The sequence below is a fragment of the Psychrobacter sp. DM8 genome (assembly GCF_051307025.1).
In the GTDB taxonomy this organism is placed as follows: Bacteria; Pseudomonadota; Gammaproteobacteria; order Pseudomonadales; family Moraxellaceae; genus Psychrobacter.
In genome coordinates this window covers 1,386,133-1,398,655 of record NZ_CP195538.1, presented here as the reverse complement: position 1 = coordinate 1,398,655, position 12,523 = coordinate 1,386,133, and the positions used below count along the sequence as shown (strand labels likewise).

Below are 12,523 nucleotides of genomic sequence, written 5' to 3'. Positions count from 1 at the left end.
GGGCGCGTGGATTGAAACTTCTCGCTCACATCGAGCTTACTATCCGTCATAATTCGCGTCCATCACGGGCGCGTGGATTGAAACGATACATTCAATTCCGCTTGCATCTTTGTAATGCTTCGCGTCCATCACGGGCGCGTGGATTGAAACTTTAATAATAAACGATTCATTGTTATCCAAAAAGTTCGCGTCCATCACGGGCGCGTGGATTGAAACTAATTACGCTGTAGTGGTATGACCTAACAAGACTTCGCGTCCATCACGGGCGCGTGGATTGAAACAGCAATCGCCTGACCACCCAAGATAAGCGAGCGTTCGCGTCCATCACGGGCGCGTGGATTGAAACTCTGCTCGGCGCAGAATCCCCGCGCAAGCTTTCTTCGCGTCCATCACGGGCGCGTGGATTGAAACGCTTCTGAGCGTTTTGGTTGATGCTGGCTGTTTTCGCGTCCATCACGGGCGCGTGGATTGAAACAGCAATGCTGTTGGCATCGATCAACGACTGCTTTTCGCGTCCATCACGGGCGCGTGGATTGAAACCATAAAAAAAGCCATCTCAATAGAGACGGCTTTTCGCGTCCATCACGGGCGCGTGGATTGAAACTGCGTCAGTATGGGTTAAGCCAAACTCTTTAGTTCGCGTCCATCACGGGCGCGTGGATTGAAACTCTTTTTGAGAGCTCAAGCGACGCTTTATTGATTCGCGTCCATCACGGGCGCGTGGATTGAAACGATGGTTGTCATAATGATTGTCTAAAACAATAGCTTCGCGTCCATCACGGGCGCGTGGATTGAAACCATCCGCCCTATTGTCAAAAACCTTTTTTCGATGTTCGCGTCCATCACGGGCGCGTGGATTGAAACAAAATTCAGCCTGATTGTTTTGTCCTCGCCGTTATTCGCGTCCATCACGGGCGCGTGGATTGAAACTTAAATTTAATCTGAGCTTGCTGTTTAGCGTCATTTCGCGTCCATCACGGGCGCGTGGATTGAAACTTTAATGAGTAATATCAAGGGTATTACGGCAGGCTTTCGCGTCCATCACGGGCGCGTGGATTGAAACTATGCTGATATTGTGTAGGTCGTGCTGAATTAATTTCGCGTCCATCACGGGCGCGTGGATTGAAACCCATATCTCAGGATTAAGTGTTGGGTCTGAGTCTTCGCGTCCATCACGGGCGCGTGGATTGAAACTCATGATGCTGTCCTTAGCAGTAGCTGCACGGTTCGCGTCCATCACGGGCGCGTGGATTGAAACAAGCCCTCCAAGGTGTCTTCTAATATCCAACCTTCGCGTCCATCACGGGCGCGTGGATTGAAACTCATAAACCTGCGCGGGTGTAGCCAAGCCAAGTTCGCGTCCATCACGGGCGCGTGGATTGAAACAATGTATATACACCATCCTTTTGGTAATGAATTTTCGCGTCCATCACGGGCGCGTGGATTGAAACTTGATCTCGTCAGGCAGCGCGTCCCAGTCTGATTCGCGTCCATCACGGGCGCGTGGATTGAAACGGGAATATTCAAAAACGCTAGCGGATTAGCCTTTTCGCGTCCATCACGGGCGCGTGGATTGAAACTTATTGAGCATTGTGATAGCTGCACCGTTAGCCTTCGCGTCCATCACGGGCGCGTGGATTGAAACGTAGGTATCGGCTTGCATTGGCATTGGACGCCAGTTCGCGTCCATCACGGGCGCGTGGATTGAAACGTTGTCGTCAAATTCACTCACGTTGGTATCTCTTCGCGTCCATCACGGGCGCGTGGATTGAAACTTGACCCTCTCTCTTGTCGTTATCATCACTCATTTCGCGTCCATCACGGGCGCGTGGATTGAAACAAGTCCTGCAATCTCGGTCAATGCTTGCGATATTCGCGTCCATCACGGGCGCGTGGATTGAAACTATTTTGCCGCCGCTCAAGCTTGCGATATACGCATTCGCGTCCATCACGGGCGCGTGGATTGAAACTACAAACGTCGTAACTATAAGTGGATGCAGAACTTCGCGTCCATCACGGGCGCGTGGATTGAAACATAAATATACCCATGATTTTATAAGTCCTTTAGTTATTCGCGTCCATCACGGGCGCGTGGATTGAAACTCACTGAGTAACCGATTGACCGCCGATAAATACTTCGCGTCCATCACGGGCGCGTGGATTGAAACCAAGTAACGCTGCATATATTCGACACGGACGGGTTCGCGTCCATCACGGGCGCGTGGATTGAAACATACCTACTCCGCAAAACCTGTTATTTCTAATGTTCGCGTCCATCACGGGCGCGTGGATTAAAACACTAGAGGTCGGTAACGTAAAAATGCAAGGAGGGTTTCGCGTCCATCACGGGCGCGTGGATTGAAACCAGAGCTAGTCGATGACCCTGTTTCTAAGTTGGTTCGCGTCCATCACGGGCGCGTGGATTGAAACGAGGTAAGCGTGATTGCAATGTACTTGAATACGCTTCGCGTCCATCACGGGCGCGTGGATTGAAACTCATAGCAGCTCACTCAATAAATAAACTGCTATTTCGCGTCCATCACGGGCGCGTGGATTGAAACTATTGAAAACTGTTTTTCGTGCGGCATCGTGGTTTCGCGTCCATCACGGGCGCGTGGATTGAAACAACAACACGGAAGGTTTTAAGCTCGCCTGTTGTTCGCGTCCATCACGGGCGCGTGGATTGAAACCCTGAATTGGATAGCGTTATGCAAGTACACGCATTCGCGTCCATCACGGGCGCGTGGATTGAAACTATCCACTCAGGCACATCGCCTTTTTCCATGTTTCGCGTCCATCACGGGCGCGTGGATTGAAACGAGAAAAGCCGCAAACAACAATCAAATAATCAGGTTCGCGTCCATCACGGGCGCGTGGATTGAAACTGGAATCGACGCTCAGTCGTCTCAACTTTGAGTTCGCGTCCATCACGGGCGCGTGGATTGAAACTTTATGTGATATGGTCTGCAATACTTTGATGTATTCGCGTCCATCACGGGCGCGTGGATTGAAACTACACTTTCAAGGTCGTTATACTGCATTTGCTGCTTCGCGTCCATCACGGGTGCGTGGATTGAAACTCTCTATAAGTTATGGTAGTTTTCTACCGTTTTTTTCGCGTCCATCACGGGCGCGTGGATTGAAACATTACCGTTTTGAATAATGCCGCGATCCAAACTTTCGCGTCCATCACGGGCGCGTGGATTGAAACTTTAAGAAGCGCGATTAAATCTTTGTCACTCTTTCGCGTCCATCACGGGCGCGTGGATTGAAACAAACGAGTACGAAGTAAATGACCCGCGCATACTTCGCGTCCATCACGGGCGCGTGGATTGAAACTAAGATACCTACGTGCATATCTGGATCAGGTCTGTTCGCGTCCATCACGGGCGCGTGGATTGAAACAGGCACCACCTCTATTAAATCAAATGCATCATCTTCGCGTCCATCACGGGCGCGTGGATTGAAACCAGTCGTGACGACTGTTAAATTATACGGTACATTCGCGTCCATCACGGGCGCGTGGATTGAAACGGGGTTTTATCGTCCTTATCGTCCCAACTCTATTTTCGCGTCCATCACGGGCGCGTGAATTGATGATGGTTTAGAGCTATCTTTTATTAATAGGTTTATGAGTCGTTCGCAATATCTCTGCTGCAAGCCCATTAAATGAGCAAACTTTTTATCATTATTCTTCAAATATAGTCAAAAAGGATGAGGTTAAAGCCTTAAAATTAGGTCATGATAAAAAGGCATGATGGATAAATTCGTGCCAATCTCTACGATTTGCACTCAAGTTGATGACTTACGGAAGGTTATCAACTCAAAAAACCCACTCAAGGAAAGAGATTATGTCTAATTTACTTATGGCCAAGCCCCAAAGCGTCAAAAACAGAGAGAAATTTTTAGAGTTATTCACGGAAGAAGAATTGCAGCTTATGCTAACAATGGCAGCTGAGGGCGATGCTCTGGCTGACCAAGTGGTCAAAGAACAGATGCAAGCCGACAGAGCCAAAAAAGGAGGTGTCACCAAAGGAATAAAAGAAGGTTTGGCATCGTTGACTGACCCTCTACCTGCTCTAAAACAACTGTTAGAAGAATCAGAAACTCTGCCAGAATGGGTCGATCAAAACAGTGTCACCAAAGGCGCTGAGAACTATCTACTCATTAGTCCCCTGTGGCAGTCCGTCGCTTTGGGTCCTGGCGCGCTCACCCATACTTACTGCTCACCAACCATCGCCAATATTTTGATGAAGACGGGTAATCTAGCGAACACTGCATTACGCCGTATCGCTGAAACCACAATTTGGAAGCAGTATGTGTTGATTCCCGGTGGCCTAAAACCTGGTAATGATGGTTATGTGCATACCTTAGAAGTGCGTCTGCTACATGCCAGAGTGCGCTTAGGCATGATAAAAAAAGGCTGGGATCATGACGAGAGCGGCGCGCCGATCAATCAGTTAGATATGCTGCGCACTTGGCTTGATTTTACTTATATTCCATTCGCCGCTTTGCAAAAGCTTGGCATTACTTATAACGAAGAAGAGTTTTATGATTTGTATCATCTATGGCAGCTTATCGCCAAGCTACTAGGTATCCCAGAGAAGTATTACCGCCTAGTCTATGATCAAGAGTCCGCCGCCAAGATGACCCAAATGATCGACTTAGTCTTTGGTGAGCCTAATGAGGGCTCAGTAATCTTGACCGATCAGATGCTCACTGCCGTTGGCCATTTCTTAACCTCATTCTTAGGACTACCGCCAGATACCTCTGTCGATCTGATGCATTCGTTCCTCACGCTGATTCATGGCGAGGAGATGGCAGCCAAGCTTGGCATCAAGCCTAATCCTACCGCCGCATTAATCCCTGTTTACGCCGCTGCTAACGCTTATGAGAAGCAGCTGATTAATTCCGATCCAGCTTATCGTGAGAAGACCATTCAAGAGACCTTAGCCGTCTTTACTGAGCTTGCCAAAATGGTGGAAGGAAAAACCACTTATCAGCGCAATGTGGAAGAGATCGGTAATGTTGATATTTTGATCACGCCTGAATCTTTGAGTGCTTAAGGTTTTAAATAGCTTATTTTTCAAACTTTGAGCGAAATAAAGTAAAGAGCTAAGCCCATTGTCTAATAAGCAATAGTCTTGGCTTTTTTATTAAGCTTTACGTGCTTTTCTACTACTCTTGGTTGCTTACCTTTTCATCGTCAATATAGTCCTTTTGGATGACGACATTGTCCTCGATATGTCGTAGATTAAAGATAGACACTTACCGCTCAAGCCTTTTTACAAACCTCAATAATGCTAGCCAGCTAGGATAAAACTATGTTCCCTCGCACCCATTTTGATGTCGATCATCAGCAGTTCCGCGATTCTGCTAGCCGCTTTTATCAAGGCGAGATCGGCCCGCATGCCGATCGCTGGCGTGAAGAGGGCTACGTCGATAGAGAGGCTTTTAGCAAAGCAGGCGCGCAAGGGTATTTGCTCATGTGGGCAGAAGAAGAATACGGCGGTCTTGGACTGCGCGACTTGCGCTATGAGCAAATCCTTGTTGAAGAAAACGTCCGTCATGGCGATATTAGTTTTTTTCAAGGCACGCATTCTATATTGGTCGGCTCTTATTTTGATAAGTTTGCCACTGCTGAGCAAAAACAAAAATATCTACCCAAAGCCATCAGCGGCGAGACTATCCTAGCGATAGCCATGACTGAGCCTGATGCCGGCAGTGATTTGGCAGCGCTGCGCACCAAAGCGGAAGACAAAGGCGATCATTGGCTCTTGAATGGTGCTAAAACTTATATCTCAAACGGTATTTTATCAGATGTCTTAGTCGTCGCTGCCCGTACAGGAGAAGGTCGCGCTGATATCAGCTTATTTATCGTTGAGCGCGGCATGGCAGGCTTTGAGCGCGGCGCTAATCTGAAAAAAATGGGACTGCACGCGCAAGATACCGCAGAGCTATTCTTTAAAGACGTGCGTTTGCCAAAAGAGAACTTGCTCGGTGAATTAAATAAAGGCTTTGTACACATGACGCAGTGCTTAGCCATTGAACGACTCATGACAGCGATGACTTCTATCGCTCATGCGCAAGTGGCCTTTGACTTGACGCTTGAGTACGTAAAAGAGCGCCGTCTATTCGGCAAACCACTTGGCGCGATGCAAAACACGCGCTTTATCTTAGCGCAGCTGCGCGCGGAGTTAGACGCTCAGCAAGCTTACGTCGATCAGTCAGTGTTATTAGCTAATGCTGGCACGCTGAGCGCTGAGCGCGCATCGGCGGCTAAGCTGTTGACCTCAGAGCTTGAGGGTAAGGTGATGGATAGCTGCTTGCAGCTGCATGGCGGTGCCGGCTACATGGATGAGTACCGTATCAGCCGTATGTTTACCGATGCGCGTATTTCGCGTATCTATGCGGGGGCGAGTGAGGTGATGAAAGAAATCATCGGCCGCGGTGTCGGTCTTGACGCGCGCCTGCTTAAATAATCTGTATCTCAAACTACTATAGCCTTACTAAATATTGAATTTCGCTCAAAACATTTGGAGCTACCCTATGATCAGTCAACGTACCATTTTTGAGCCTGAACACGACCAGTTCCGCGATGTCGTGCGCCGCTTTATGCAACAAGAGATCGCCCCGCATACCGAAAAATGGCGCGAGCAAGGTTATGTTGATCGCAAGGCGTATACTAAGACGGGCGAGCTGGGTTATCTATTAACGTGGGCTGATGAGGAATACGGTGGCTCAGGGCTAAAAGATATCCGCTATGAGCAAATCATTCACGAAGAGAACACCTATCATGGCGATCCCGCGTTTTATCAAAACTTGCACGCTATGATTGTGGCGCCCTACTTCAATAAATTTGGCACAGAAGCGCAAAAACAGAAGTATCTGCCAAAAGCGGCTAGTGGCGAGACCATCTTAGCCATCGCGATGACTGAACCCAACGCCGGCAGCGACTTGGCAGCGATACGCACCAAGGCTGAAGACAAAGGCGATCATTGGCTATTAAATGGCTCAAAGACTTATATCTCAAACGGTATTCAAGCCGATGTCATCATCGTCGCCGCTCGCACATCAATAGATGACGCCCGTAGCATCGGTCTGATGATCGTTGAGGAAGGCATGGAAGGCTTTAAGCGCGGCAAAAAGCTTAAGAAAATGGGCTTGCACGCACAAGATACCGCTGAGCTGTTCTTTGATAATGTACGCATCCCAAAAGACAACGTGTTGGGCGAGCCTAGTAAAGGCTTTCGCTATATGACCCAGTGCCTGGCGCTTGAGCGCCTGCAAGTGTCTATCGCCTCAATTACCGCCGCGCAATTAGCGTTTGACATCACTTTAGATTACATTAAAGAGCGTCGCGCCTTTGGCAAGCCTTTAGGAGCGCTACAGCACATTCGCTTCACCATGGCAGATATGCGCGCCAAGATAGATGCGGTGCAGTGCTTTGTCGATCAGTGCGTGATGCTCGGTAACGAGGACAAACTCACCGCTGATCTTGCCTCTCAAGCCAAACTGCTGGCGACGCAAACCGAAGGCGAAGTGGTTGATCAGTGCTTGCAGTTTCACGGCGGCGCAGGCTACATGGATGAATATCGTATTAGTCGTCTCTACACTGGCGCGCGCGTATCGCGTATCTTTGCTGGCGCTAATGAGATTATGCTTGAGATCATTGGACGCGGGCTTGGTCTTGATGAGCGAAAAATGACTTAGGTTATTTTTTAGTTGTCATAATATTATAAACTCTTGGATGGTCATCGTATTAAAATTTGGCAAAAATACTTTATATTAAAAAGGATTCGTTATGAAAACCAGAGTGACTGAACTGCTTAACATCAAATACCCTATTATCCAAGGCGGCATGATGTGGGTGGGCACCGCTGAGATGGCAGCGGCTGTCTCAAATGCTGGCGGCTTAGGTATCATCACTGCCCTCACCCAGCCAACCCCTGAAGCGCTAATCAAAGAAATCGAGCGTTGCCGCGAGATGACGGACAAACCCTTTGGCGTTAATTTGACCATACTGCCCTCTATCAATCCGCCGCCCTATGATGAGTATATGGACGCAATTATTAACAGCGGGGTCAAGATTTTGGAAACCGCGGGTAGCAATCCAAAAACTTTTATTGCCAAAGCCAAAGAAGCCAATTTAATTACTATTCATAAGTGCGTCACCGTACGCCACGCGCTATCGGCTGAGCGTCAAGGTATAGATATCATCTCGATCGATGGCTTTGAGTGTGCGGGTCACCCAGGCGAGGAAGATATTGGCGGCCTTATCTTAATTCCTGCGGCTGCCAAACAGCTCTCTGTCCCTATCGTCGCGTCTGGCGGTATTGGTGATGGTCGCGGACTCGCTGCCGCTTTAGTATTGGGTGCTGAAGGTATCAATATGGGCACGCGTTTTTGCGCCACCGTCGAGGCGCCCATGCACGATGACATCAAGCAAGCCTTAGTCAATGCCAGCGAGCGCGATACCCGTCTCATCTTTAGAACGCTAAATAATACTGCTCGCGTGCTCAAAAATGCCATATCGGACGAAGTCGTCGCTATGGAGCGACGCGAGGGCGGCGTTGAATTCGCTGAGATACGACCGCTAGTGGCAGGTGCGCGTGGTCAAGCGGCGCTAAATTCAGGTGAAGTGGATGATGGCGTGATTACCGCAGGTCAAGTCGTTGGACTTATTGACGACATCCCAACTTGTGCTGAGCTTATTGAACGTATCGTCGCGGATTGTCAAGAGCGCTTATCCATCGCTTCAAGCTGGATGAAGTAATTTGTAAGTGCATACCTAGTAATGGTTTGCTAGTGAGAGGCCTTAACACGACTTATTAGCAAACCTTCTATCGACCTAATTGAGAGCGATTTGACGATGTCTAATGGTACTGATTCTATTAATAAGCTGTTTAAAGGTGAAAGCCTTAGCTTAAATACGCTAGCAAATGGCGTTGTTGAATTGCGTTTTGATAACCAAGCCAATAAATTCAACACCCTAGATGCCGCCACCCTAGATGAATTAGAGCAAGCGCTTGAGCTCATCACAGATAGTGTTTCAAACATCTATACTATGGATGCCAGCGACGCTATTACTGGCGTCATCGTCAGCAGTGGCAAGTCCGACTTTATCGTTGGCGCAAACATCTATGAGTTTCCTAAATTATTCGCAGGTGACCCTGAGGTACTAGGGTCACATAACCGCGAAAAAGGTAGCATTCTCAATAGACTCGAAGATCTGCCTGTACCGACGGTGTCTTTACTACAAGGGCTGGTACTCGGCGGCGGCTTTGAGCTGGCAATGGCGACGGATTACCGTATTGCCACTGAGAATACTCAAGCGGCCTTGCCTGAGGTGGGTTTAGGTATCCTGCCTGGATTTGGCGGTACGGTACGTTTGCCTCGCCTTATCGGTGCGGCAGCTGCGATCGATTGGATTATCTCAGGCAAGCATATTCAAAGCTCTGTGCTGCTAGATACTGGAGCGATAGACGCTACTGCTGAGGCTGATGATTTGATCGCTGAGGCAGTAAAACTATTGCAGCAAGTCAACCGTGATGGCTCATGGCAAGACAAGCGTCAGCAAAAGCTCGGTGCCGTTACCGTTGATAGTGGCAGTGATGAGAAGAGTATTGATGAGCTAAAAGCCAAAGCTGGCGCGCGCGGTCCTCATTATCCCGCCGCGCTAGCCGTTGCTGAACTGATTGAGCACAGTCAATCGATGTCTCGCGACAAAGCGTTACTGGCTGAAAACAGCACCTTTATAAAACTAGCGACCAGCTCCACTGCGCAAGCCATGGTGCAACTGTTTATCAATGATCAAGCTCTTAAAAAGCAAACGCAGTACTATACCAAGAACTTAACTCAAGCCGATAAGATGGCGGTACTTGGTGCGGGTATTATGGGCGGCGGTATTGCCTACACCGCAGCGGCACAAAGTGTCTCTGTGGTGATGAAAGATATCGTGCAAACCGCTTTAGATACGGGTATGAGCGAGGCCAAAGGCTTACTAGATAAACAAGTCAAAAAGGGGCGCATGAATGAGGACAAGGTGAAAGCTGCGCTAAATAACATTACCCCTACTCTAGATTTTGCTGCTTTTGACGAGGTGGCATTTGTGGTGGAAGCCGTCGTTGAGAACTTAAAGATTAAAAAGTCTGTTCTCGCTGAGGTCGAAACCAAGGTCAGTGACGATACCGTTATCGCCACTAACACCTCTTCTCTATCTATTGCCGACTTAGCCGAAGACTTAGCGCGCCCACAGAACTTCGTCGGTATGCACTTTTTTAACCCGGTGCCCATTATGCCACTGGTAGAGATTATCCGTGGTCCTAAGAGCAGTGATCAGGCTATCGCCACCGCTGTCAATTACGCCGCGACGATGCGCAAAACGCCCGTGGTCGTTAAAGACTGTGCAGGCTTCTTGGTCAATCGTATCTTGACCGCGCAATCATTTGGCTTTATTAAACTCATTGCTGATGGCGCCGACTTTGAGCAAATCGATAAAGTCATGGAAGCCTTTGGTTGGCCTATGGGTCCTGCCTACTTGCAAGACGTGATTGGGATGGATGTTAGTAGCCACGTCATTGATATCATCACCGCAAGCTATCCTGAGCGTATGCCAGTCGATGATCAGCACGTGATTCGCTTAATGGCTAAAAACGCTCGCTATGGGCAAAAAAATGGCATAGGCTTTTATCGTTATGAAAAAGACGATAAAGGCCGTTTGCAAAAACTGCCTAGTGAAGATGCTAAAGCTTTGATCGCTCAAATTCAAAACAATGATCAATCTAATGGGCGACAGTCCTTTAGCGATCAGGAGATCATCGATCGCTTGATGCTACCTATGGTCAATGAAGCAGCGCTATGTTTTGAGGACAAAGTGGCAGACTCCGCCGCTGAGATTGATATGAGTCTTATCTTAGGTGCGGGCTTCCCGCGGCATTGGGGCGGCCCGCTCAAGTATGCCGATATCATTGGACTGGGCGAGATCGTCAAACGCTGCGAGCCTTATCAGCATCTAGGGGATAGCTATAAACCGACTAAATCTATGCTAGCGATGGCAAAAAACCATGAGCGCTTTCATAAGCTGACTTAGATCTAATCGAGATAATCTGTGCTTAAAACACAGTGGCAAGGAGGATGACCTAAATATCATCAAAACGGACGATATGAAGTTAAGGTAATTTAAGCGATGATAAATTACTGACTTATAAATGCTGATTGATCGTTTTGTAGCAATAGCTACTATGTTTCAGCTGCAATGTCTCGTAGAGTAGCAGCCGTCATATCAAACAGCGCAAATCGTTGAACAAGGATGGTTCTATGGCGCAGGCCTATATCGTAGCAGCAACTCGAACCGCAGGGGGACGCCGTAATGGTCGCCTATCAGGTTGGCATCCGGCCGACCTTGCTGCCCAAATCCTAAATGCCTTGGTGGATCGTATCGATTTTGATCCTGCTCTGATTGACGACGTCATCTTAGGCTGCGTCAGTCAAGCCGGCGAACAATCTACCAACATCGCACGAGGAGCGATACTCGCCTCCAAGCTCCCAGAGAGCGTGCCCGGCACCACTGTCGATCGCCAATGCGGCTCCTCCCAGCAAGCGCTACATTTTGCGGTGCAAGCGGTATTGTCTGGTACGCAGGATATTGTCATTGCTGGCGGCGTCGAGAGTATGAGCCGCGTGCCAATGGGCATGCCTCATCATCTACCACTCAAAAATGACTTGGGTCATTACGTCAGCTCAGGGATACAAGCCAACTATCCTAACACTGTGTTTAGCCAGTTCGACGGTGCCGAAAAGATCGCTGTCAAATATGGTTTATCAAAATCAATGCTAGATGAGTTTGCCTTTACCAGCCATAAAAAAGCCATTACCGCCACAGAGTCTGGGTACTTTGCCAAAGAGATTCTCCCTATCGACATTACCAGCGCTGACGGTCGTACTGAAGCCCACACCATCGATGAAGGCATTCGCTTTGACGCCTCTTTAGAGAGTATCAGCCATGTAAAACTCATGACTGAGGGCGGTAGAATCTCAGCGGCAGCGGCAAGCCAGATCTGTGATGGCGCATCAGGCGTACTTATCGTCAACGAGCGCGGCCTAAAAGCTTTGGGCGTTCAGCCTTTAGCGCGTATTCATCACATCAGCGTCTTCGGACATGACCCAGTCATTATGTTAGAAGCCCCTGTTCCACCCACCCAAAAGGCGCTGGCCAAAGCAGGTTTAAAAATAGACGATATCGATTTATACGAGGTCAATGAAGCCTTTGCACCTGTTCCACTAGCGTGGTCGCAAGCCCTATTAGCTGATCCTGATAAGCTCAATATCAATGGCGGTGCTATCGCTTTAGGGCACCCTTTGGGCGCAACCGGTACCAAACTGATGACCACTTTATTACATTCGCTTCATCGTACTCAGGGACGATACGGACTACAAACCGTATGCGAAGGTGGTGGTCTTGCCAATGTAACGATCATTGAGCGCTTGTAGTCTTAGAGCATGTTTTAAAAGGACTTAAAGA

General features: G+C 48.6%; 6 protein-coding genes and 1 CRISPR repeat array (1 of these 7 cut by a window edge). All 6 genes read left to right on the top strand.

The window, feature by feature from the left end:
• Window positions 1-3,600: direct repeats of the CRISPR family, unit length 32 nt; unit sequence TTCGCGTCCATCACGGGCGCGTGGATTGAAAC (it extends 2,940 nt beyond the left edge of the window).
• Window positions 3,601-3,851: 251 nt separating this feature from the next.
• The 6 genes from ACR64J_RS06000 to ACR64J_RS05975 all read left to right on the top strand — a co-directional run bounded on the left by ACR64J_RS06000 (window position 3,852) and on the right by ACR64J_RS05975 (window position 12,492).
• Window positions 3,852-5,066, top strand: a complete 1,215-nt coding sequence (locus ACR64J_RS06000; protein ID WP_435950956.1) for an oxygenase MpaB family protein — start codon at window positions 3,852-3,854, stop codon at window positions 5,064-5,066.
• 258 nt (window positions 5,067-5,324) lie between these two features.
• Window positions 5,325-6,482 (top strand): acyl-CoA dehydrogenase family protein, encoded by a 1,158-nt coding sequence (locus tag ACR64J_RS05995; protein ID WP_435950955.1) that lies wholly within the window; start codon window positions 5,325-5,327, stop codon window positions 6,480-6,482.
• Window positions 6,483-6,549: 67 nt separating this feature from the next.
• Window positions 6,550-7,713, top strand: coding sequence for an acyl-CoA dehydrogenase family protein (locus ACR64J_RS05990; RefSeq protein ID WP_435950954.1), 1,164 nt, complete (start codon window positions 6,550-6,552; stop codon window positions 7,711-7,713).
• A gap of 91 nt (window positions 7,714-7,804) precedes the next feature.
• The gene (locus tag ACR64J_RS05985; protein ID WP_435950953.1) at window positions 7,805-8,776 is read left to right on the top strand and encodes an NAD(P)H-dependent flavin oxidoreductase; all 972 of its coding nucleotides are present in this window, start codon (window positions 7,805-7,807) and stop codon (window positions 8,774-8,776) included.
• Between the two features lie 96 nt (window positions 8,777-8,872).
• On the top strand, window positions 8,873-11,092 hold the full coding sequence (gene fadB / locus ACR64J_RS05980) for a fatty acid oxidation complex subunit alpha FadB (RefSeq protein WP_435950952.1): 2,220 nt from the start codon (window positions 8,873-8,875) through the stop codon (window positions 11,090-11,092).
• Window positions 11,093-11,319: 227 nt separating this feature from the next.
• On the top strand, window positions 11,320-12,492 hold the full coding sequence (locus ACR64J_RS05975) for an acetyl-CoA C-acetyltransferase (RefSeq protein WP_435950951.1): 1,173 nt from the start codon (window positions 11,320-11,322) through the stop codon (window positions 12,490-12,492).
• The last annotated feature ends 31 nt before the right edge of the window (window positions 12,493-12,523 follow it).

What these genes read in the sequence shown, in the direction of transcription:
- ACR64J_RS05975 (WP_435950951.1), top strand. Translation starts at nt 11,320, where the DNA reads ATGGCGCAGGCCTATATCGTAGCAGCAACTCGAACCGCAGGGGGACGC.
- fadB (WP_435950952.1), top strand. Translation starts at nt 8,873, where the DNA reads ATGTCTAATGGTACTGATTCTATTAATAAGCTGTTTAAAGGTGAAAGC.
- ACR64J_RS05995 (WP_435950955.1), top strand. Translation starts at nt 5,325, where the DNA reads ATGTTCCCTCGCACCCATTTTGATGTCGATCATCAGCAGTTCCGCGAT.
- ACR64J_RS05985 (WP_435950953.1), top strand. Translation starts at nt 7,805, where the DNA reads ATGAAAACCAGAGTGACTGAACTGCTTAACATCAAATACCCTATTATC.
- ACR64J_RS05990 (WP_435950954.1), top strand. Translation starts at nt 6,550, where the DNA reads ATGATCAGTCAACGTACCATTTTTGAGCCTGAACACGACCAGTTCCGC.
- ACR64J_RS06000 (WP_435950956.1), top strand. Translation starts at nt 3,852, where the DNA reads ATGTCTAATTTACTTATGGCCAAGCCCCAAAGCGTCAAAAACAGAGAG.